Consider the following 21,519-nt stretch of genomic DNA (forward strand, 5'->3'; position numbering starts at 1 on the left):
CAATCTCCTTATCCTACTATATTGACAATTTTTCCCGGGACCACAATCACCTTTTTAGGGGTACGACCCTGTAGTTGTTCCTGTGTTTTGTCATGCGTCATTACAGCAGCCTCTATTTCCTCTTTGGAAAGATCTGCCGGCAACTCCAATTTAAAGCGCACTTTCCCATTGAAAGAAATAGGGTATTCCTTACTGCTCTCCACCAAATACTTCCCTTCAAATTTAGGAAAGGGAGCAGCGACTATAGAGGTGGCGTGTCCCAATTTACTCCACAGCTCTTCCGCTATATGCGGTGCATAGGGAGAAACCAAAATAGTCAAGGGCTCTAAAATAGCCTTGCTGGAACATTTCTGGGCAGACAATTCATTCACAGCAATCATAAAGGTAGATACAGAGGTGTTGAAAGAGAAGTTCTCAATGTCCTCTTCCACCTTCTTGATAGTTTTGTGCAAAGTCTTTAAATTATCTGCGGTAGGTTCGGCATCGGTGACCAAAAAGGCCCCTTCATCTCCCCCGTGGAACAAACGCCACATTTTCTTAAGAAAACTGTGAACCCCTGTAATACCCGCAGTATTCCAAGGTTTGGATTGCTCCAAAGGTCCTAGGAACATTTCGTACAAACGCAGGGAATCTGCACCGTACTCCTGGCAGATATTATCCGGACTTACCACATTGTATTTGGACTTGGACATTTTTTCCACTTCACGACCTACAATGTAAGTATCGTTATTATCTTTAATAACTTCCCCTTTTTCACCAATAAAAATAGCATCCTTAAATTCAGAATACATTGGGTCATTTCTAAAAGATTCAATATCTAATTCATCAGAAGAATTAACATATTCAACTGGGGAGTGTATTCTATTTAAAATACTATATCTAAATGCCTTCTCGTTAACTGGATGAGTGTTTCTCCAATTTTTTATTACCTCATCAACCCTGCCCCACGCACTTTTCGACACAGCAATGTAAAATTGTTTGTCCTTGGCAAAACGCGCTACAACAAAATAAACAAAAGCACTTGTCCCCGTGATCATTCCCTGATTGATCAGCTTTTTGGCAAACTCGGGTTTTGGCACTATGCCTTTATCGAACATAAACTTCTGCCAAAAACGGCTGTACAGCAAATGTCCGGTAGCATGCTCGCTACCTCCAATATATAAGTCTACATCCTGCCAGTAAGTAATGGCCTCTTGGGAAAATACTTCCTCCTTATTATTGGGATCCATATAACGGTTAAAGTAGTACGAACTTCCTGCCCAACCCGGCATGGTATTCAACTCTAACGGGAATACGGTTTTATGATCTATTAACTGATTATTGACAACTGTAGACTTCTTTACGTCCCAGGCCCAAACCGTAGCATTGCCCAAAGGGGGTTCCCCCGTTTCGGTTGGTAAGTATTTTTCAACTTCAGGTAGTACAATAGGCAAATGTTCGGCTCTGATCATTTGGGGCATCCCGTCCACATAATATACTGGAAAAGGTTCCCCCCAATAGCGTTGGCGACTAAATACAGCATCTCGCAACCTGTAGTTGATCTTTCCAGTTCCTTGTTCCAATTTCTCCAATTCGAAAATGACGCGTTTAACTGCCTTTTTATAGGGAAGTCCATTTAAGAAGTCGGAATTGGCAATGACTGTCTTTTCCTTATCGGCAAAGGCCTCTTCAGAAATGTCCACTCCGTCGAATATATTTGGAATAGGAATATTGAAATGCTTTGCAAAGTCGTAATCGCGCTGATCTCCACAGGGAACGGACATTACCGCCCCGGTACCATAACCGGCCAATACATAATCCCCTATCCAAATTGGAATGGGTTCCTTGCTAAATGGGTGTTCCGCAAAAGCACCGGTAAAGGCTCCCGTAATGGTCTTTACATCGGCCATACGATCGCGCTCACTGCGTTTGGCCGTAGCCGCTATGTAGGCCTCTACTTCTTCCTTTTGCTCAGAAGTAGTTATTTTGGCAACCAATTCGTGCTCTGGGGCCAAGGTCATAAAACTAACCCCGAATATCGTATCTGGGCGGGTGGTGAAAACATCTATCACTTCTTCACGCCCCTTAACCCTAAACGTTACTTCCGCCCCCTCGGACCTACCGATCCAATTGGTTTGGGAGTCCTTTAAGGGCTGAGGCCAATCTACCATAGTTAAATCGTCCAACAACCGCTGGGCATAGGCAGATATGCGCATGCTCCACTGCGTCATTTTTTTACGGATCACCGGATGACCACCCCGTTCCGAAACTCCATTGACAATCTCGTCGTTCGCCAAAACCGTCCCTAAGGCGGGACACCAATTTACTTCGGTCTCCGCCAAATACGTCAACCTATATTGCAATAACACTTCCTGTTGTTCCTTTGCGGTAAAGGCTTTCCAATCGGCTGCTGAAAATGCTGCAACATCTTCATCACAAACAGCATTTACACTTTGATTGCCCTCTTTTTCAAAAATAGCGATCAGACTGGAAATATCTTCCGCCTTATCGGTATCCTTATTGTACCAGGAATTAAAAAGCTGGATAAAGATCCATTGAGTCCATTTGTAATAACTGGGATCCGAGGTACGAACTTCCCGGCTCCAATCAAAAGAAAAGCCTATTTTATCCAATTGCTCCCTATATCTGTTGATATTGGTCTCTGTGGTAATGGCAGGATGTTGCCCTGTTTGAATAGCATATTGCTCCGCAGGCAATCCAAAGGAATCGTATCCCATAGGATGCAATACATTAAAACCTTTGTGCCTTTTGTAACGTGCATAGATATCACTGGCAATATAACCTAAAGGATGCCCTACATGCAAACCGGCACCGGAAGGATATGGAAACATATCCAACACATAAAACTTTTCTTTTTGGGAGTTATTCTCCGCTTTAAAGGTTTGGTTTTCCGCCCAAAATTTCTGCCACTTTTCTTCAATCTTCCTAAAATCGTAAGTCATCCTAATGTATTGTATTTTAATCCAGTGTACCTACTGCACACCCCTGCATTTATTAATGTAGCGCAAAAATAAGTTTAATCTATGAAATGAACTATCACAATAGGGCCTAAGATGAAGATTATAGTGGTAAGAATATATAAATTAGGAATTGTTTCAAGCAGGCTACAACAACATCTCTTCCAGCCATTTTCACACCTTAAAAATAAATCCAATGAATACCCTAGCCCCAAGGATAAATGGCATGCTTCTGAAAAAACAGGTTACATTAAAGGCCGGCCTGACTGGAATGGGCAGGCAAGCCTTGGAGAATTAAACCCACTATAAGGGATTACAAGCGGCAAAATGACATGTCAACGATACAAGTTGCTCATTTGTCACAAAATATATAACTTTCAATATGAACTATTTCTCAGGACAACTGTGTACTAAACTACTTTTAGTAGTTTGCTTTTACAGCAATTTTGTTTATGGAGAATTTAAGCATAACACAATACATACTGGCCTGCCCCTATTTTCGGTATGGGATGAAACCGAAAGCAGCCAAGGCTGTATTTCTCCACACGCACTCGCATATCCCCCTCATAAAGAGCAAACAATTACAATCCCAAAAAAGGTGAATACTGTTGCCCAAAATTGCCGCGTTCAGACTGTCGTGTACGATGAATGGGGTAATACTAGTTTTCCCCGCTGTGAAACAGCGCCTCCTACCAGTATAAGACTTCAAGTAAATTCTACAATCATTCGTTCAAGCCCTCAACAAACAGAAAATTTTAAATACGTCAATAAATGGCAGAAAAGTACAGATGGCAGAGATTGGGAAGACGCTATTAGTAATGTACCAGGACTCAGTAACCGATATATTATTCCATCGTCGTCGACCAATTATCGCTTTTATAGGTATGTATTAATCGATGAAGAATCACCAGGCTCTTTATGTAATTTTGATTATCAAGTATACGAGATTTTCAGCGTACCCCAGCCCGACCCTCCCCTGAGCCTTGGAAATATAGAAGCTTGTAGATCCGAAAACAGGATGCTAACTGTAAGCATAGATGAAGAAGTGGAATGGTATGAAGATTTAACAGTGGATTGGTATGACGAACCCATAGGCGGTAATCTGTTGCTTGCCAACAGTACGACTCTTTTGGCTCTAACATCGGGCACGTATTATGCTGAAGCTCGGGCTTTGCCCGCCCCTTTGGGACCACCTGTCCCTGGCTCCTTCGTTCACGATCCCGATTCCATATTGAGTTGTTCCTCCAGCCAAAGGACACCCGTATCCATTATTGTACACGACGACCCCCAAAAACCAACAGATGAAACCCTGAGTTTCTGTGAAAATACGACCATCACCTTGTCCTCCGACACAAGTAATGTAGACTATGAGTGGAGTACCGGCGAAACTACCTCTGATATTAATGTTAGTACCCCCGGAATCTATACTGTTACACTAACCAATGACAATGGCTGTTCTACCAAAAAAACCATTACCTTAAATCAAATTGATGCGCCTAAAATAAAAACAGCCATTTCGGAGGAATACACCCTTACCATAATCATGGATAATAATGGGGATTTTGAATATTCCCTAGATGGTTATAATTACCAAGACGATAATCAGTTTACCAATACTGAGGGCGGATTATATACCCTCTTTGCCCGTGAGAAAAACAACTGTGGCACAACAAATCTCCCTTATGTTCATTTGGTAATCCCTAAATTTTTTACCCCTAATGGAGATGGTATACATGATACTTTCAAGATTAGTGGGGCCGAAAATTTAAAACCGGCACAATTAAGTATTTTTGACCGCTATGGCAACCTTTTAAAAACCACAATGAACAGTCCTTTCGAATGGGATGGTAGTTATAATGGGCGAGAACTTCCCGCCTCTGATTATTGGTTTCAATTTAAAGTTAACAACAACATAAAAAAAGGCCATTTCGCCTTAAAAAGATGATTTCTAGTAAAAAGAAGAGGTTTTCAAGAGGCCAAATGAAACCGCTAGACCATAGTACAGCTTCTAATTAGTGAGGAAAGGAGCCTCTGCTATTTTTAATTCAATTTACTTTCCTATTTTTACATATTGATTTTGTACTATGAGCACATCATTCGAACGTTTTCAAAAAAGAAAACTGATTTCTTCCTATTTCTCAGTAGTCCTAAGTATTGGCCTAGTCCTTTTTCTATTGGGGATTTTGGGACTTTTAGTATTGAATACTAAAAAGTTGGCAGACCATTTTAAGGAGCAGATTACCATATCGGTATTTCTTAAGGACAATGCCAAAGAGGTGGAGGTTGATCAATTGCAAAAAAGTTTGGCCATGGCCGAATATACCAAAAAGGCCACCTATGTTTCCAAAGAACAGGCAGCAGAACAACATAGTGAGGAAATTGGAGAGAATTTTTTGGATTTCTTGGGATATAATCCCCTTAAGAATTCCATAGACGTGCAACTTAAGGCCGATTATGTTTCTACAGAGAAGATTGCTGAAATAGCAGAGGAAATTTCAAGTCGGGACTATATTGAAGAAGTGAGCTACGACAAACCCTTGATTACACTTTTAAACGATAACGTAAAAAAAATAAGTTTCTGGATTCTGGTCGCGAGTGGTATTTTCACCTTTATCGCTGTGCTTTTGATAAATAGTTCCATCCGACTATCCATTTACTCCAAGCGCTTTATTATAAAAACCATGCAGATGGTTGGAGCCACTAAAACTTTTATCCGCAGACCCTTTATTTGGACCAACATTAAATTGGGGGTCCTTGGAGCGGTTATAGCCTTAATTGCTCTAGGCTTTGTAATATACTATGTAAATATAAATTTTCCGGAACTCAACCTTTTTCAGGACCCTACAATTCTCATATTTCTTTTTGCAAGTGTCTTCTTTTTAGGGGTCTTGATTTCCTTTATAAGTACATTTTTTGCAACACAACGTTTCTTAAACCTTAGAACAGACGATTTATATTATTAACTTTGCGGCATGAGTAAAAAACAAAACAATAATCAACCACAAAAGCCTAGACAGGAATTTATTTTTCAGAAAAAAAATTACCTTTTTATGTTTGTTGGTTTGGCCTTAATAAGCCTAGGATTTATCCTTATGAGCGGTGGAGGAAGTGACGATCCCAATGTCTTTAATCCTGAAATTTATAATTTCAGAAGAATACGCTTGGCCCCAACATTGGTATTGATTGGCCTTGGGATAGAAGTTTACGCCATTCTGTTGAATCCGCATAAGAAGAAATAAATTTTGGACATATTTGAGGCTATTATTCTTGCCATTATTGAAGGTATAACCGAGTATTTACCGGTTTCTTCAACTGGACACATGATTATTACATCTTCCTTTTTTGGTATTGCCCAGGAAGATTTCACCAAATTGTTTACTATCGTCATACAATTAGGTACCATCCTTTCGGTCGTGGTACTATACTTTAAGCGATTCTTCCAAAGTATCGATTTTTATTATAAACTTTTGGTCGCTTTTATTCCAGCGGTGGTCTTTGGCCTACTTTTAAGTGATTTCATAGACGCCTTACTGGAAAGTCCGCTGGTAGTTGCCATTTCCTTGGTTATAGGAGGATTCATTCTATTAAAGGTGGATGACTGGTTCGGAAATTCAGAAAACACCGATATTTCCTATGCTACAGCGTTCAAGATTGGACTCTTCCAGTGTTTGGCAATGATTCCTGGAGTATCTAGAAGCGGTGCCAGTATTGTTGGAGGTATGACCCAGAAATTATCCAGGACAGCGGCGGCAGAATTTTCATTCTTTCTGGCCTTGCCTACCATGCTCGGGGCTACCCTTAAAAAGAGTTATGATTATTACAATGCCGGATTTACCCTTACCTCCGAACAAATAAATTTATTGATTATAGGTAACGTAGTTGGTTTTGTAGTGGCCCTTTTCGCAATTAAGACCTTTATTGGATATTTAAGCAAACACGGTTTTAAGGTTTTTGGCTACTACAGAATAGTAGTAGGTTTCGCAATCATTATCATACATTATTTTATAAGTCCGCTAACGGTAATCTAATGACAAAGGAAGACTTTTTAGACGGACAGGTTTTACTAATAGACAAACCGCTTGGTTGGTCATCCTTTCAGGCAGTTAATTCCTTAAAATGGAAAATTAGAAAGAAATTTCAACTAAAAAAAATCAAGATAGGCCACGCCGGGACCCTTGACCCGCTGGCGACAGGATTATTACTTATCTGTACAGGAAAAGCCACCAAAACCATAAACGAACTACAGGGTCAAGAAAAAGAATACACGGGCACTATAACCCTAGGTGGCACAACCCCTTCCTATGATCTGGAAACGGAAATAAACGAAAACTTCCCCACAGATCATATTACCAATGAACTGATACACAGTACCACTGCCCAATTTATTGGAGATATAGAACAAATTCCACCAGTTTTCTCAGCTCTAAAAAAAGATGGCAAAAGACTTTATGAATACGCAAGGGAAGGCAAGGAAGTAGAGATTAAAAAAAGAGGGGTCACTATCACAGAATTTGAAATTACCTCTATAGAACTGCCAATGGTCCACTTTAGGGTGGTCTGCAGCAAAGGCACCTATATTAGGTCTTTGGCCCATGATTTTGGAAAAGCGCTGCAATCCGGCGCGCATTTATCCTCGTTGAAAAGAACCAAAATAGGTGATTACAACGTAAATAAGGCCATAACCCCCGAGGAATTTGGTAACTTACTGCAAATCGACAGTTAAACTTCGATAATAAAAGTGGTAACCTAACCGTTCGTCGATAATTTGAAATATTTTTGATAAAACGTGGTTATATCACTATGAATTTAAACCGTAAACAGCTTTCTTTCTTAATAACATTCTTTTCCATGGCCTTGGTGGTGCTAGGTTTATACAACATCCACCTTGGGCAGGAAGAAAAGGAAGAGTATGTTATTGAATTAAGTTTGTTGGAAGAGGAGGATTTGGAAAAGCAAATCGAGGAAGAATTAAAAGAAATGGAGGAAATGGCCAAGGCCGATCCCGTTAAAAGTCATATGGCCTATAATGAGGCCAATAAACCAAGTTTTGGCAATCCTGAGCCACTCAAAACATTAGAGGAAATTTTGGAAGAACAGGAGCTGTCCTCCGATAGTGACGACCCCACGGACTATCTTAGCTCCGACTCCGAATACGCCGCAAGAGTAAAAGAATTGGCAAAGAGAAGAAGGGAAAAACAAGAACTATTGGGAGAAAAGGAAGCTAGTAAAGAAGTAATGACCAACAATTTGGCCAAAAGAAGGACTTCTATCTCCTACTCCTTGGTAGACAGAAGGCATACCAGCCTTCCCATACCCATTTATACCTGCATAGAAGGGGGCAAAGTGGTCATTAACATTAAGGTTGACCCCTTAGGAAAGGTCATAGAGGCCGATGTTAACAAAAAAAGTTCCAGCACCCTCAATGGTTGTCTAGTGGATAACGCTATTGAATATGCCTTAAAATCCAAATTCAATACCGGAGAAAAGGCTGAACAAATGGGCACCATTACCTATCTATTCCAAGAAAAGCAAAGATAATAGGTCTGCCACCGTATTTTGTCCCTTATCTTTATTATACCAGAGTTGTAGATCCTGTTTAAATTCTGGCGTCAACTTCCCATATTTGCTTTTGTAATCCTGCACCATTTTGGCAGCAATAGAGGGCCGGGAACCCCATTCCCCAATTACCTTGCCCGTAGTATCATCAATGGAAATCAGCTTAGGAATAGCCATAGCCCCATTGGACAAAAACTGCTCCATCAACTCTAAGTTTTCATCTCTCAATACAAGTCTTAAGGAAATATTCTCATTTAAATCCGCAATCTTATTCATTACAGGAAGCGTTTGGGCGGCATCGCCACACCAACTTTCAGTAAGCACCAACCAGGTAGTTTTTTTATCCACTCCCTTAATTTTGGCTTCGGAATCAGCATCGATCTTAATAGTCTTGTCCAAACGTTTCATCCTCTGATCGTTCAGACGTGTATAATCACTCAATTCCTGACTTTCTATTGATCCCGTGGATTTTCCCTCTAAAGCCAAATTGGAAACCATTAACCTGTAATCCACATAACCCATAGACGACTTTAAACCATCCCGTACCAATTCCTGTTTAGTATTCTGTACTGCTTGTTCCATAAAAATGTACTACTATTTACACCCAAAATTAGTCCTTCTTAATCCAACAATGGGTAACAATAGTTACATTGGTAGCAATACTTCCACAATACTTACATATCTGTTAAACAATTGGAGTTTTAATGGTTCAGGGCCCGCTTTTTAATCATGCCCCCTTTAGTGTCATTTATGCTGTTCATTACAACAAAGGCATTGGGGTCTATTTTTTCCAGTTCAGTATTTAATTTACTAATCTCCAATCTGGTAATTACCGCATAAATAATGTCGTACTCATTATGTACGCCGCTTTTTCCATATCCGCCATGACCCTTATAAATGGTAAGGCCTCTACCTAATTTTTCCGTAATCATAAGTCTGATCTCCTCACTTCGGGCAGATATAATGGTAACCCCAGTGTACTCCTCGATCCCATCCACCACAAAATCCAAAGTTTTCGAAGCCGATAAATAGGTCAACATTGAATAAAGTGCGGTTTCCAAAGAAAGGAAGTAGGCCGCTGCCAAGAATATTATTATGTTTATCACTATAATATTATCCCCAATTTTGGTCCTTAATTTCCTGCTCAGATAAATGGCGAGAACCTCGGTGCCATCCAAGACACCACCTCCCCTAATGGAAAGACCAATTCCGGCACCTAGGAAGAAACCTCCAAAAACGGCTACCAGGAGTTTGTCCTCTGTTACTTCAGGAAAGTGTACCGTGGCCAAAACTATGGCCAAGCCAATAATTGCCAAAGAGGCCTTGATGGCAAATTGTTTGCCTATCACTTTATAACCAAGAAATATAAATGGAATATTAACAAGAATAATCAATATATATAAGGGCATAGACGAGATTTCCGAGATCAAGAGTGAGATTCCCGTTGCCCCACCATCAATAAAGCTGTTGGGCAATAGAAAACTCTCCAGACCAAAGGCAGCAGAAAAAATTCCCGCTATTATAAACAGGGCATCATGTATGTCAGCAAAAATCCCAACCCTAAACCTCCGGGATTTTTTCCAATAGGAATAGAGGTTGGAACTAAAGTCATGATTCTTTTTCTTTTTATCGGGCATATAATAATATTAAAATGAGCTTTATCAATAGCAAAGGCAGATTATCAAGGTGATTGCCAAAAAAATATCTTCAAAGATTAAAAGAAAACAAATTGCGCAATTACGGAACCGTGAAATTAAAAAATCAAATTTTAATAATGGAGATCCCTTCGGTCTTAAATAAAATTAATTTGCAGCCATTGGTTGTCCCATCAGGTTATATTACCAATATACTATCTTTGCCCTACGATGTACATCTTCCTATGAAATATCTGTTCCATATAATCATAAGCCTTTTTTGCCTTTACGGACTGCACGGTCAAAGTAAGATAGACAAGGCATTAAGGAACTTCAACAACAACAGTGTGCCTTATATAAAGGTGGACGAATTAACGCAGAATAACGAGTTCTTACTCCTTGATACCAGGAAAAAGGAGGAATTTGAGGTGAGTCATCTTAAAAATGCCGTATGGGTCGGTGACAAAGAATTTGATATAGATATGGTTTCCGACAGCATTCCCGATAAAAACACCCCCATTGTTGTCTATTGTTCCATTGGGGTGCGTTCTGAAGATGTGGGAGAAAAGCTTTTAAAAAAGGGCTATATGGAGGTTTACAATTTATACGGGGGTATTTTTGAATGGAAAAACAAGGATTTTCCAGTATATGATTCCATTGGACAAGAAACGGATAGGGTGCATGCCTATAACAAGCACTGGGGTAAAATGTTGAACAATGCCACTAAAGTATATGGACAAAGAAAACACAACAACTAAATACTTACTTTGCCAAAAGGCATAAAGCTGCCTTAATGGGCGGGACAAACAGATGGCGTCTTATCAAAATCTCAATTTCCAGCCTGCAATTCAGTAATGAATACAAAGCTATAACGACCATTAAGACCAAGTCCAATAAATTAAAAAGATATTCAACAGTCAATATGAACCACCCCAAAGACCTACTTATCATATTTACACGTAACCCGGAACTTGGCAAATGCAAAACGAGGTTGGCAGCAACTGTGGGCGACGAGAGTGCCCTTAACATATATAAATTTTTACTTGACCATACCAAGAATATTACAAAGGGTCTAAAAATTGGGAAGTGGGTGTACTATTCCGATGATATTTGGGAAAATGATATTTGGGATAAATCCGTTTATGAAAAAAAAGTGCAATCCGGTAATGATTTAGGTGAGCGCATGTCCAATGCCTTTATTGACGGATTTAATGCAGGCCATGAAAAAATTATTATTATTGGCAGTGACATGTACGATTTAAACGAAAATGATTTGTTGGAAGCTTTTCAAATCTTGGATCATCATGATTACGTAATAGGTCCGGCCATTGATGGCGGCTATTATTTGCTGGGGATGAAAGTCTTGAACCCCGCTCTTTTTAAAAATAAAACTTGGGGTACTGACACTGTATTGGAGGATACCATACAGGATTTAAAAGGTAAAAACTACGACCTGTTGGCTCCTAAAAATGATATTGACTATTTTGAAGATATCAAGGATATTGAAATCTTCCGAACCTTTTTAAAAAATTGAAATTATATGACAGGTAAATTACTGAAGGAATCTACTGATTATCTAATAGGAAAGGGCTTTGAAGCCCCTGAAATTGGCATTGTACTAGGAACAGGTTTGGGCAAACTGGCAGATGAAATTGAAAATCCGATAGAGGCACATTACAATCATATTCCCTATTTTCCTTTGGCTACCGTAGAATTCCACTCCGGTAAATTGATCTATGGAGTCTTGGAAGGCAAAAAAGTAGTCGTCATGCAGGGCAGGTTTCACTTTTACGAAGGATATGATCTTTTGGACGTTACCTACCCTATTCGGGTAATGCAAATGCTTGGAATAAAAAAACTATTTATCTCCAATGCTGCAGGGGCCATTAACCCCGATTTTAAAAAAGGTGACCTCATGCTTATCGAGGACCATATTAACCTTCAAGGCGGGTCTCCCCTAGCATTTAAAAACGTTAGTGAATTTGGAGATCGCTTTACTGATATGAGCGAACCATATGACATTCCAATGCGCAAAAGTTTGGAAAAAATAGCCAAAAAGGAAAACATTACCCTTCAGAAGGGGGTTTACGCCTCCGTGGTAGGGCCACAACTGGAAACCAAGGCGGAATACCGAATGCTGAAAATTATCGGTGCCGATGCAGTAGGAATGAGCACCGTGCCAGAGGTAATCGTTGCCAATCACCTGAAATTGCCGGTAGTGGCCGTATCTGTACTAACGGACGAATGCGACCCTGACAATCTAAAACCCGTCAACATTTCCGAAATAATTGCAATTGCAGGGAAAACGGAACCAAAAATGATAAAATTATTTAGGGAATTGATCAAGGGAATATAATTACTATTAGTGATTAGTGATTAGTGATTAGTGAGGAAAGGATATTACAAACCCGATGACTAACTTTTAAGCATAAAGACATGAGTTATTTAGAAGCAACAAATGAGTTATATAAGAATGCCGCATTGACCCCGGATGTTGGACTGTGCTGCACCACGAATCCTATTTGGCAGTTCCCTGGATTATCCGTCCCAAAAATTATGCAGGAGATGAACTACGGTTGTGGAAGTACGGTTTCTGCCCAGGATTTGGTCAATAACCCAAAGGTGCTATATGTAGGTGTCGGGGGCGGAATGGAGCTATTGCAGTTTTCATATTTTTCCAGACAAACGGGCGGGGTAACCGGGGTTGATGTTGTGGATGAAATGCTGGAAGCCTCCAAAGAAAACTTTAAAATAGCGGAACAGGAAAACCCTTGGTTTAAGAGCGAGTTCGTAAACCTTGTGAAAGGGGATGCCCTACACCTACCCATTGAGGATGAAAGTATAGATGTTGCAGCACAGAACTGCCTATTTAACATCTTTAAGACAGAAGACTTGAAGAAGGCCGTTTCGGAAATGTATCGTGTATTAAAACCCCATGGCCGATTGGTTATGAGCGACCCTACCTGCGAACAGCCTATGAACGAAACATTGCGTAACGATGATCGACTTAGAGCCCTTTGTTTAAGTGGCAGTATCCCAATTAAAGATTATGTGAAGGTTTTGACGGATGCAGGTTTTGGTACCATAGAAATTAGAGCTCGAAAATCCTACCGTGTTCTTTCTCCCAATCACTATCCGACAGATGATTTAATCTTTATTGAATCTATTGAAATTGCTGCCATCAAAGACCCTATGCCCAAGGACGGCCCTTGCATTTTTACTGGAAAAACAGCCATTTATTACGGTAATGAAGAATATTTTGACGATAAAAACGGCCATGTTCTAATGCAGAACCAGCCATTGGCAGTTTGTGACAAAACAGCATCGGCACTACAAAAAAGTAATTCTGAAATTCATATAAGCGATAGTACTTGGCATTATAATGGCGGAGGTTGCTGTTAATAATCAATTCGATGTAAGGTTTAAGGAGTTGGCTACACTAATAAGAGGTAAATAATATTACTATGCGCCTTAAATTATCCATATTACTGATTCTACTATTAATTGGCAGTGTTCATAGTATTGCCCCTACCCCAAGGTATACGTTAAATGATGCTCCTGAAACTGAATTTCAATTAGATCATTCCAAATGGGACATTTTACTCAAAAAGCACGTAGACGATACAGGAAATGTCAACTATAAAGGCTTTTCCGAGGATATCAAAGCACTAAAGAATTACTTGGATTATTTGGCAAAGAACCGCCCAATGGATAAGTCTCCCAAACCCGAAAGACTTGCTTATTATATAAACCTTTACAATGCCGCTACCGTAAAACTTATTTTGGACAATTATCCTACCAAAAGTATCAAGGACATCAAAAATCCATGGGGGAAAAATATTGTGCAAATGGGAGGTGAAAAAATTTCTTTGGGCGATCTGGAACACAAAATACTGCGTAAAATGGATGAACCGCGAATTCATTTTGCCATTAACTGCGCCTCTTATTCCTGTCCAAAATTATTGAACACAGCTTTTACTTCTGCCAATCTTGAAAAAATGCTGGAACAAACGGCTATAGATTTCATTAATGACCCCAAAAGAAACTTGCTATCAAAGGAAAAAGCTTCCCTATCCGAAATTTTCAACTGGTACAAAAAAGATTTTACTAAAAATGGTTCCTTGATAGATTACCTTAACAAGTATGCCTATCAAAAATTGACTTCCAATACCAAAATAAGTTATTTGAACTATAATTGGGGATTAAATGAAATTGAGTAATTCAACAACTCTTAGCATAATAATCCCAACCCTCAATGAGGCCGCCCATATTGGTAATTTGTTGCAGCATTTAAAAGCGAACAGCAACCCCGAGAATATCAAGGAAATAATTGTTGTGGATGGTGGCAGTACGGATGGCACCCCAAGCTTGGCAAAAGCTTTGGGAGCAAGGATCATCACCTCAGAAATGGGGCGTGCCAAACAAATGAACAAAGGCGCGGAATTGGCCACGGGCCACGTCCTTTACTTTTTGCACGCCGACACCTATCCGCCAAAAGACTTTGACCTTTATATTCTAAATGCCATACACCACAATATATCTTCGGGCTGCTTTAGAATGAAGTTCGATACCTCCAAAAAGTTTTTACGATTCTTCGCCTGGTTCAGCAGAATTAACCACAAGTTATGTAGGGGCGGCGATCAATCGCTGTTTATTGTTAAGGACCTATTCCAAAAATCGGGCGGCTTTAATGAAAATTATATTATTTACGAAGACTCAGAATTTATTGGCCGCCTTTACAAAATATCAAATTTTACAGTTCTGCCACATAGCGTTTTAACCTCCGCAAGAAAATATGAACAATATGGTTCTTATAAACTTCAATATCACTTTGGAATAATTCATTTGAAGAATTTATTGGGTTTTGGCCCCGACCAATTGTACCGCTATTACAAGAAAAATATCGCCCCTTAAATATCCCTAATTTCTGTTGTCAAAATCCAACAACACCCCTTCTGAAATCCATTTGGCAAGAGCTTGCCTATTGTCAGGGTCCAGGATACGCTTTTGGTCCTTTTTGTTTTTAATATTCCCAATCTCTATATAGGCCATGGCAGGCAAGGTATTTTTAACCAAATACAGTCCACTTCTATCTGCGAAGGTACCTTCATAATTTCTGTTAGGCTGGTACAACTGGTATTTTTTCAAAAAGGTCTCATGGATACTTTCCGCCAAACGCTTTCCATTCTTACTTTTCTCATGATGATAGAAAAACACGTCTATATTCTGGCCCCTGCTGCGGCTATCTACATGGGTCACTATTAACCGCTGATATTTTCCCGAATTTTCCAAATAGAGTTTGTTCACTATATCAACACGCTGCTTTAAACGCATTAATTGGTTCAAAGGGATTTCCTCATTGGGATAGGCCACCTCGTCCCTATCTATTTCCAGAACACGCTGATCCCTTATACCATCATTGGAATCCCTGATAATAATGTAGGTCTTGGCCCCATGGGATATAAGCTCCTTTGCCAATCGCAACGTAATATCGTAGGCATACTCGTCCTCAGCTATAATTTTGCCTTCATATTTTTCTATAGCACCGGGATCCGGCCCGCCGTGACCTGATATTAAATAATAAATGGCCCCTTGCAACTTATTACTTTTTATTTCAGTGGTAGCGTAATCCTTACCAAAAATATCATCGTTGAGGATATTGGATACTGCCTTAATTTCGGTAGTCTTTTTTACAACGGATTCCTCTATGGAAACAGTATCTACTGGCACGGGAGGTATAATGTATTCCCGTCCCTCATAAAGATGCATGCTATCCCGTAAATTATCTTGGTTAAGATCAACAAAATGTCCGTAGTGCCTAACCGGATTCATCCCTTGCTTCCTAAGAATGGAATAAATACCATCTCCCTTTTCCGCAATTACGGTTTTAACCGAAGTTTGGGAGAAAACCGGAAGGGAAAAAAGGGCAACTATGCAAAATACGACAAATGGTTTCATGACCAACATGATACTAATTTTACACAAATATTATCAAAAATACTGCCCAATTCCAAAAACAATCCCTTGTGAGGCATTTTTTGTGACCCCATAACCATAATCTATTCTGAAAATAGCGTTAAATATGCGCTTATGTATAAATCTGAAACCAATGCCTGGATAAATCCTTAGATTTTCACTATCCATAAAATCACTAAAATCTCCCCCAGGGTTACGCCATGTTCCTGAATCGACAAAAAAATTGCCCTGTAATACAAACCAATCCTTGTCTATAAAACTATATCTATATTCCGTATTAAACACTAAGGTGGCCGTACCCCTGTCTATTTTATTTCCCACACCCCGTATATTAATATTGTTATCTACCGAAAAAGGAGCAAAAGGTGTATCAATATTGCTGGCAATGCCCAAACGCAAGCGATTAGCCCAATTTCCTCGATATCCTATCCTTTTAAAATAGACAAAGTCATTGATCCCAATTAAGAATTCAGGTAAATTTTCATTGGGACTTTTGACATATTGAAAATTTAAAGTGCTGCCAAAACCTGAACGATAATGATAATCATATTTTATATTCTCGTAATAGTAGATAGCCTTATACAAATATTTGTCCACTTGTAATTCTTGGGGGACATTTGGGCTGGTAGCACCAGTCAGATAACTGTAATCTTCTGTAAACAAATTAATTCCAAAGTCGATCCTGTTCTTGTTGTTGATGTTGTACAAACCCAAAATTTCAAAAGCCTTGTTGTTATATCTGTAATCCGCTGTATTATTGTTAATAAAAACTGGTTCTTGGGTTGTAATATTATTGTAACTAAGTGCAAATCCAAAGTTGCCCCTAATAATATAAGGCACCCTCAAGTTTATTCCATAAGAATTAAAGATATCCCTTTGATAAAATCCACCCAATATCATGTTTCTGCCAAAAAGATTGTACTCTTGCAACCCTATTTTAAATGCAAATTCGTCGTTGGTCGAAGTATAAAGATTGGCGAAAGGAATTAAAGTAAAATGTTCTTCAACCGTATAAATAACAAATTTCTGGTCATCCGAATCGGTTTCCACACTAAAAATAGCATTGGCAATGGAAGGCAATTGTTTTAAGCGTTGAACGTCTTCTTTCAAAGCCACAGAATCCAATAAACTGCCCGACTTCACCTTTATAAGATTTTCTAAAAAAGAAACACTAGTCCTAGTGGCCCCATTAATGTTCACGGCAGTAACCGTAGGTTGCTGGGTGTATCCTGCTAAAAATAAAAAAAACAATAATACACTTAAACCAATTTTCATTATCAATGTGCAATTATATGGGAAGAGTAATCATGAATTAAATATGAAAAGGCTCCAAAAACCAAAAGGACCAAGTTCAATGATTCGGAAACCTGAAAGTAAACCCTAATACATCTTATAGAAACTCTTTATCACCTCTTGGGCCGGCTTATTTTGTGGGGTAAACCTATTATCGTTTATCCCACCCGCCTTTTCATGATCAATAAACCATTTCCACACAAATCCTCCGGCAAACCACTCCTCCTTCCAAAATTCTTCAAAAATAGCTTTGGTAGCATTTGCCTGGGCCTCAAGATTTACATCGTCCTGACTATGATCCACCAACCAAGGTTTCTTTGCCGTGTAATTATTACTTCTATATCCGTATTCCGTGAAAATAATTGGTTTGTTTTTCATCAAGGCCAACGACCTTATTTTTTCTTTATGAGGCTGCCACCCCCTCCTTAATTGTTCCACAGTAGGGGTCCTCTCATCACTCAGCGGAAAGTAGGCATCTATCCCTATTAAATCCAGATCATCCCAAAAAGGCGTCCTTCCATATTCGTCCCAATTGGCAGCATAGGTAAGTTTCCCCTTATAAACACTCCTGATTTTTTTGATAAGTCCTACCCAATACTCCGGTCTATGATTAACAAATTGCTCCAACTCGGTTCCTATACAAAATGCGTCGGCTTGGGTTTCCTGCGCCAAAGTAGCATAAGTCACAATAAAGTTGGTATAAGAATTCTCCAAGGCCTTCCAATTTTCCTCAGAATTCATGGTTAAGTTACCTGTAAATTCACCCCTGGAAATCCATATTTGGGGCTTCAACATTACCTTTAAGCCATTCTGGTGCAAGATGTCTATATATTGTCTGGCCCCAGTCCTTGTTTCCCCGAACCATTGTCTTGAGGTGTCGAAAATAATTTCCGGTGAATCTGCATCCCTTATAAATCCAAAAGGCATAACTGCAGCACACTTGGCATTGACATTCCTCACGGCATCAACATGTTCTTGTGAAACCTTATCCCTAGAGGCCACGAAACTTACTCCATTAAATTTCTCAACGGCCTGACCGCTACAACCAAGCTGTAAAAAAATTAAGATAAGTAGGCCCAGATTTCGCATCAATAAAGAATTTGAACTCTAAATTAGGCTATTTATTGGTCATTTTAAAAAATAGCCCGTAAGCCTAAGTTAAATGTTTGTCCCAAACCTGTGTTTTCACCTCGTACAAAATTGGTGTATAAAGCTTCTATATTTAAAGCATTTGTTAACTGATATTTTACACCACCTCCCAAGGCCGTATAGTTTTGAGCAAAATTATTCCCTAAATCCAATCTTTGGGAGTGTTGTGCCAGAGCCAAAATGGTAAATTTAGAACTTGGAAAATAACTTAAAAATATCCCCGGAGACAAGTTTAAGCTGTTATTAGCAAAGCTTTCACCAGCTTTTCCGAAACTTAATTCAGAATTTAGTTCAGTAAACAATTGCCATTTCCTATTGGAAAAAGTAAGGTCATAAAAAAATCGGTTTTGCCATATGTAACCTTTTTGATCCAAAAACACCCCATTTTCGGTTTCATTATCCACAAGTGGAATAAAAAAGGAACTCTGAATTGAAAAATTACTCAGCGCTTCAATAGGTACAAATTTTACGGAAGGAGCTATAGAAGTTATCCCAGACCTGGCCGTAGTATTTTCTCCATCGAACTTAAAAACATCCAAGGCATCTCTTCCACCAACAACATTGGACCTTAGCTCTATAATAGCACCAAGATTCCATCTATTATTTTCACCCGTGCCCGTATATACCTCAATAGTAGAAGTGAAAAATGTTTTTCGGGCCTCCTTACCACTGGAAAAAGTACTTTTCGTTTCCGTATAAAGATTATTAAACCATTTTAAATCCCATTGCCCTTTACCCATTAATTTAGAGGGAGTGTACTGTTGAATATTACTATCCGTATCCTGGTCAAAATCTTGGGAAATACCCATTGTAAAAACAAAGAAAGCAACCATTAAGGGCCATTTATTTTGAATGTTTTTCATTTCTATACTATGTTATGTTTAGTTCTTATAATAGGTCGGCCAATTTCAAAACCATTACATGGGGCCAAAAAAAATACGGTCTATTTAATACCCGATCTGCAAATTGCAACTAAGATTTATTTAATTTCAAAAAACCTGCAATTCAGGCACTTTAATAGTGCTTAACAGTTTAAGTTTCCCTAACACCTTCAAAAATCCCAAAAAAGTATCACATATTTATTACAAAATATTTTTTTAAGTTAGTATTTATCTAGGGTATCTAGGCGCATATCCCGATTTGATTTAAAAAAATCCAAATACCAGATAACAACAATTCCTGATGATAGACATTCCATATTAGAAACAAACTTAGATTTCATTAGCTTTGCCAAATATTTAAATAAATAGTACCGGTGGGAAGTAAGAATAAGCTGAAGCGATTCAAAGAGAATGAAACCTTTAAGAATGTAGTTCAACCCAACAGGGAGGAAATTACTAATGGCACTTTCTCCTTAAAAGGTAAATGGAATGAATTTTTTGGCAATGACAACCCTATAGTTTTGGAGTTGGGCTGTGGTAAAGGTGAATACACCATTGGGATGGCCAAGCAAAATAAAAATAAAAACTTCATTGGAATAGATATCAAGGGAGCCCGCTTTTGGCGTGGTGCCAAAACGGCCATAGAAGAGAATGTATCCAATGCTGCCTTTTTAAGAACCCAAATAGAATTAATTGACGGACTTTTTGCCGCCAATGAAGTTTCCGAGATCTGGATTACCTTTCCAGACCCCCAAATTAAATATAAGCGCACCAAGCACCGACTTACCAATGAGGCTTTTTTGGAGAAATACAAATTGATTCTTAAGGAAGATGGTGTAGTCAATCTAAAAACCGATAGCGAATTTATGCACGGCTACACCTTGGGCCTTTTACACGGAAAAGGATTGGAAGTACTCTATGCCAATCATGATGTATATAAAAACGAAGGTAGCCCAAAAGAGGTTTTGGAAATACAGACTTTCTACGAAAAACAGTATCTTGAAAAAGGAAAACCGATCACCTATATCAAGTTTAGAATTAGTTAAACCATGGAACATTTGCTAATCCTTTTTTTTGCCACATTTTCAGCTGCCTTCATGGCCACTGTTCCACCAGGGCTATTGAACATGAATGCTGCAAAAATTAGTGTGGAAAAGGGTAAGACCAATGGTATTATTTTTAGTCTGGGGGTGTCTACCATGATCATTATCCAGGCCTATATTTCAGTGTTGATTTCCAAATTTCTATTCAAACATCCGGAGATTATAGACCTTCTTTTAAAAATTGCTCTTATTGTCTTTGCTTTTTTTACCATCTATTTCTTTCTAAAGGGCAAGAAAAATAAACTTAATCGACCCAAAATAGTTAAGGTAAGCAAGAGAAATAGTTTCTTTAAAGGAGTATTGTTGGCGGCGGTAAATTTACTGACCATTCCCTATTACAGTGGCTTGAATGCCATGTGGAACGCCTCCGGCTGGATAAAATTTCAATTCCGCGATATAGCCACCTTTATTCTAGCTGCCGGATGCGGCACTTTTACAGTACTCTATTTGTACACGGTCTATTTTACCAAATTGGAAACCAAGAACAACGGGTTTTCAAAAAATTCCAATTATATCTTAAGTGCCTTAATGATGCTGCTATTGGTGATTACCTTAATACGTATTTTTTATACCTGATGAAACCCGAAAATGAAAACTTTTTTGAAAAAGTATATGCAGTGGCCAGGCAAATACCATATGGACGGGTTACCTCATATGGTGCCATTGCCAAATATCTAGGTACCGCCAGAAGCGCTAGAATGGTGGGATGGGCCATGAACGGCGCCCACAAAATTGGAGATATTCCCGCTCATAGGGTAGTTAACAGAAAAGGGCTGTTAACAGGAAAACATCATTTTGAAGGCACTAATTTAATGCAGCAGTTATTGGAAAATGAGGGAATAGAAGTGGTGGATAATCAAATCGTGGATTTTGAAAATCTCTTTTGGGATCCCTGGCAAGAATTGAAGTAATTTTCTTGATTACAATTGCCGATAATATTGGATAAATCGCAACGTATAAAGGATACTTA

The 21,519-nt window shown here is 39.0% G+C and carries 23 protein-coding genes; 16 read left to right on the plus strand and 7 right to left on the minus strand.

Features of this window, described 5'->3' with window-relative positions:
* Positions 1-8 precede the first annotated feature (8 nt).
* The gene (locus KO529_RS19400; RefSeq protein WP_215949517.1) at positions 9-2,942 is read right to left on the minus strand and encodes a leucine--tRNA ligase; all 2,934 of its coding nucleotides are present in this window, start codon (positions 2,940-2,942) and stop codon (positions 9-11) included.
* A gap of 111 nt (positions 2,943-3,053) precedes the next feature.
* Between KO529_RS19400 and KO529_RS19405 the strand changes: the two genes are divergently transcribed.
* The 7 genes from KO529_RS19405 (at position 3,054) to KO529_RS19435 (ending at position 8,495) form a co-directional block, all read left to right on the plus strand.
* Entirely contained in the window at positions 3,054-3,266 is a 213-nt protein-coding gene (locus tag KO529_RS19405) for a hypothetical protein (protein WP_215949518.1), read from the plus strand.
* Positions 3,267-3,339: 73 nt separating this feature from the next.
* On the plus strand, positions 3,340-4,902 hold the full coding sequence (locus KO529_RS19410) for a T9SS type B sorting domain-containing protein (RefSeq protein ID WP_215949519.1): 1,563 nt from the start codon (positions 3,340-3,342) through the stop codon (positions 4,900-4,902).
* A gap of 139 nt (positions 4,903-5,041) precedes the next feature.
* Entirely contained in the window at positions 5,042-5,920 is an 879-nt protein-coding gene (locus KO529_RS19415) for a cell division protein FtsX (protein WP_215949520.1), read from the plus strand.
* A gap of 9 nt (positions 5,921-5,929) precedes the next feature.
* Entirely contained in the window at positions 5,930-6,196 is a 267-nt protein-coding gene (locus KO529_RS19420) for a DUF3098 domain-containing protein (RefSeq protein WP_215949521.1), read from the plus strand.
* Between the two features lie 3 nt (positions 6,197-6,199).
* Positions 6,200-6,985: an undecaprenyl-diphosphate phosphatase gene (locus KO529_RS19425; RefSeq protein ID WP_215949522.1), complete on the plus strand. Its 786-nt coding sequence runs from the start codon at positions 6,200-6,202 to the stop codon at positions 6,983-6,985.
* On the plus strand, positions 6,985-7,680 hold the full coding sequence (truB, locus tag KO529_RS19430; protein WP_215949523.1) for a tRNA pseudouridine(55) synthase TruB: 696 nt from the start codon (positions 6,985-6,987) through the stop codon (positions 7,678-7,680). Before KO529_RS19425 ends, truB begins: the two co-directional genes overlap by 1 nt.
* 77 nt (positions 7,681-7,757) lie before the next feature.
* Positions 7,758-8,495, plus strand: coding sequence for a hypothetical protein (locus KO529_RS19435; RefSeq protein WP_215949524.1), 738 nt, complete (start codon positions 7,758-7,760; stop codon positions 8,493-8,495).
* Here KO529_RS19435 and KO529_RS19440 read toward each other — a convergent pair.
* Together KO529_RS19440 and KO529_RS19445 are read right to left on the minus strand one after the other, a co-directional pair.
* Positions 8,472-9,095 carry a thioredoxin family protein gene (locus KO529_RS19440; protein WP_215949525.1) on the minus strand — a complete coding sequence of 208 codons (624 nt, stop codon included), beginning with the start codon at positions 9,093-9,095 and terminating at the stop codon, positions 8,472-8,474. The two genes, KO529_RS19435 and KO529_RS19440, sit on opposite strands and share 24 nt — an antisense overlap.
* Before the next feature lie 119 nt (positions 9,096-9,214).
* Positions 9,215-10,150 (minus strand): YitT family protein, encoded by a 936-nt coding sequence (locus KO529_RS19445; RefSeq protein WP_215949526.1) that lies wholly within the window; start codon positions 10,148-10,150, stop codon positions 9,215-9,217.
* 137 nt (positions 10,151-10,287) lie between these two features.
* Here KO529_RS19445 and KO529_RS19450 point away from each other — a divergent pair, with 137 nt between their 5' ends.
* The 6 genes from KO529_RS19450 (at position 10,288) to KO529_RS19475 (ending at position 15,061) form a co-directional block, all read left to right on the plus strand.
* Positions 10,288-10,905, plus strand: a complete 618-nt coding sequence (locus KO529_RS19450; protein ID WP_247095983.1) for a rhodanese-like domain-containing protein — start codon at positions 10,288-10,290, stop codon at positions 10,903-10,905.
* A gap of 164 nt (positions 10,906-11,069) precedes the next feature.
* A complete protein-coding gene (locus tag KO529_RS19455; protein WP_215949768.1) occupies positions 11,070-11,681 on the plus strand; it encodes a TIGR04282 family arsenosugar biosynthesis glycosyltransferase in 612 nt (203 codons plus the stop codon).
* A 6-nt stretch (positions 11,682-11,687) separates the two neighbouring features.
* Complete coding sequence (locus tag KO529_RS19460; RefSeq protein WP_215949527.1) at positions 11,688-12,503, plus strand: purine-nucleoside phosphorylase; 816 nt, start codon at positions 11,688-11,690, stop codon at positions 12,501-12,503.
* 80 nt (positions 12,504-12,583) lie between these two features.
* Positions 12,584-13,549, plus strand: a complete 966-nt coding sequence (arsM, locus tag KO529_RS19465; RefSeq protein ID WP_215949528.1) for an arsenosugar biosynthesis arsenite methyltransferase ArsM — start codon at positions 12,584-12,586, stop codon at positions 13,547-13,549.
* 62 nt (positions 13,550-13,611) lie between these two features.
* Positions 13,612-14,367, plus strand: coding sequence for a DUF547 domain-containing protein (locus KO529_RS19470; protein WP_215949529.1), 756 nt, complete (start codon positions 13,612-13,614; stop codon positions 14,365-14,367).
* Positions 14,354-15,061, plus strand: a complete 708-nt coding sequence (locus tag KO529_RS19475) for a TIGR04283 family arsenosugar biosynthesis glycosyltransferase (RefSeq protein ID WP_215949530.1) — start codon at positions 14,354-14,356, stop codon at positions 15,059-15,061. The genes KO529_RS19470 and KO529_RS19475 overlap by 14 nt, the downstream gene beginning before the upstream one ends.
* A gap of 6 nt (positions 15,062-15,067) precedes the next feature.
* On the opposite strand, the gene KO529_RS19480 is transcribed toward KO529_RS19475, so the two are convergent.
* From KO529_RS19480 to KO529_RS19495, 4 genes are all read right to left on the minus strand, one after another.
* Positions 15,068-16,105 (minus strand): N-acetylmuramoyl-L-alanine amidase family protein, encoded by a 1,038-nt coding sequence (locus KO529_RS19480; protein WP_354667787.1) that lies wholly within the window; start codon positions 16,103-16,105, stop codon positions 15,068-15,070.
* A gap of 33 nt (positions 16,106-16,138) precedes the next feature.
* Positions 16,139-17,398 (minus strand): POTRA domain-containing protein, encoded by a 1,260-nt coding sequence (locus tag KO529_RS19485; protein WP_215949532.1) that lies wholly within the window; start codon positions 17,396-17,398, stop codon positions 16,139-16,141.
* Between the two features lie 105 nt (positions 17,399-17,503).
* Entirely contained in the window at positions 17,504-18,505 is a 1,002-nt protein-coding gene (locus KO529_RS19490; RefSeq protein WP_215949533.1) for a glycoside hydrolase family 113, read from the minus strand.
* A 44-nt stretch (positions 18,506-18,549) separates the two neighbouring features.
* Positions 18,550-19,428: a hypothetical protein gene (locus KO529_RS19495; RefSeq protein WP_215949534.1), complete on the minus strand. Its 879-nt coding sequence runs from the start codon at positions 19,426-19,428 to the stop codon at positions 18,550-18,552.
* A gap of 392 nt (positions 19,429-19,820) precedes the next feature.
* Between KO529_RS19495 and trmB the strand changes: the two genes are divergently transcribed.
* Genes trmB through KO529_RS19510 form a run of 3 tightly spaced genes read left to right on the plus strand, consistent with a single transcriptional unit; the run spans position 19,821 to position 21,460 of the window.
* Positions 19,821-20,492, plus strand: coding sequence for a tRNA (guanosine(46)-N7)-methyltransferase TrmB (gene trmB, locus KO529_RS19500; RefSeq protein WP_215949535.1), 672 nt, complete (start codon positions 19,821-19,823; stop codon positions 20,490-20,492).
* Positions 20,493-20,495: 3 nt separating this feature from the next.
* A complete protein-coding gene (locus KO529_RS19505; protein WP_215949536.1) occupies positions 20,496-21,125 on the plus strand; it encodes a LysE family transporter in 630 nt (209 codons plus the stop codon).
* The gene (locus tag KO529_RS19510; RefSeq protein ID WP_215949537.1) at positions 21,125-21,460 is read left to right on the plus strand and encodes an MGMT family protein; all 336 of its coding nucleotides are present in this window, start codon (positions 21,125-21,127) and stop codon (positions 21,458-21,460) included. The genes KO529_RS19505 and KO529_RS19510 overlap by 1 nt, the downstream gene beginning before the upstream one ends.
* The last annotated feature ends 59 nt before the right edge of the window (positions 21,461-21,519 follow it).

The sequence above is a fragment of the Arenibacter algicola genome (genome assembly GCF_018860365.1).
GTDB lineage: Bacteria > Bacteroidota > Bacteroidia > Flavobacteriales > Flavobacteriaceae > Arenibacter > Arenibacter algicola_B.

Excerpts from the sequence above, each read along its gene's own strand:
- KO529_RS19480 (WP_354667787.1), bottom strand. The coding sequence starts at position 16,105 with ATGAAACCATTTGTCGTATTTTGCATAGTTGCCCTTTTTTCCCTTCCG.
- KO529_RS19400 (WP_215949517.1), bottom strand. The coding sequence starts at position 2,942 with ATGACTTACGATTTTAGGAAGATTGAAGAAAAGTGGCAGAAATTTTGG.
- KO529_RS19435 (WP_215949524.1), top strand. The coding sequence starts at position 7,758 with ATGAATTTAAACCGTAAACAGCTTTCTTTCTTAATAACATTCTTTTCC.
- arsM (WP_215949528.1), top strand. The coding sequence starts at position 12,584 with ATGAGTTATTTAGAAGCAACAAATGAGTTATATAAGAATGCCGCATTG.
- truB (WP_215949523.1), top strand. The coding sequence starts at position 6,985 with ATGACAAAGGAAGACTTTTTAGACGGACAGGTTTTACTAATAGACAAA.
- KO529_RS19420 (WP_215949521.1), top strand. The coding sequence starts at position 5,930 with ATGAGTAAAAAACAAAACAATAATCAACCACAAAAGCCTAGACAGGAA.
- KO529_RS19460 (WP_215949527.1), top strand. The coding sequence starts at position 11,688 with ATGACAGGTAAATTACTGAAGGAATCTACTGATTATCTAATAGGAAAG.
- KO529_RS19415 (WP_215949520.1), top strand. The coding sequence starts at position 5,042 with ATGAGCACATCATTCGAACGTTTTCAAAAAAGAAAACTGATTTCTTCC.
- KO529_RS19495 (WP_215949534.1), bottom strand. The coding sequence starts at position 19,428 with ATGAAAAACATTCAAAATAAATGGCCCTTAATGGTTGCTTTCTTTGTT.
- KO529_RS19410 (WP_215949519.1), top strand. The coding sequence starts at position 3,340 with ATGAACTATTTCTCAGGACAACTGTGTACTAAACTACTTTTAGTAGTT.
- KO529_RS19405 (WP_215949518.1), top strand. The coding sequence starts at position 3,054 with ATGAAGATTATAGTGGTAAGAATATATAAATTAGGAATTGTTTCAAGC.
- KO529_RS19470 (WP_215949529.1), top strand. The coding sequence starts at position 13,612 with ATGCGCCTTAAATTATCCATATTACTGATTCTACTATTAATTGGCAGT.
- KO529_RS19510 (WP_215949537.1), top strand. The coding sequence starts at position 21,125 with ATGAAACCCGAAAATGAAAACTTTTTTGAAAAAGTATATGCAGTGGCC.
- KO529_RS19450 (WP_247095983.1), top strand. The coding sequence starts at position 10,288 with ATGGAGATCCCTTCGGTCTTAAATAAAATTAATTTGCAGCCATTGGTT.
- KO529_RS19445 (WP_215949526.1), bottom strand. The coding sequence starts at position 10,150 with ATGCCCGATAAAAAGAAAAAGAATCATGACTTTAGTTCCAACCTCTAT.
- KO529_RS19505 (WP_215949536.1), top strand. The coding sequence starts at position 20,496 with ATGGAACATTTGCTAATCCTTTTTTTTGCCACATTTTCAGCTGCCTTC.
- KO529_RS19455 (WP_215949768.1), top strand. The coding sequence starts at position 11,070 with ATGAACCACCCCAAAGACCTACTTATCATATTTACACGTAACCCGGAA.
- KO529_RS19475 (WP_215949530.1), top strand. The coding sequence starts at position 14,354 with ATGAAATTGAGTAATTCAACAACTCTTAGCATAATAATCCCAACCCTC.
- KO529_RS19490 (WP_215949533.1), bottom strand. The coding sequence starts at position 18,505 with ATGCGAAATCTGGGCCTACTTATCTTAATTTTTTTACAGCTTGGTTGT.
- KO529_RS19440 (WP_215949525.1), bottom strand. The coding sequence starts at position 9,095 with ATGGAACAAGCAGTACAGAATACTAAACAGGAATTGGTACGGGATGGT.
- KO529_RS19485 (WP_215949532.1), bottom strand. The coding sequence starts at position 17,398 with ATGAAAATTGGTTTAAGTGTATTATTGTTTTTTTTATTTTTAGCAGGA.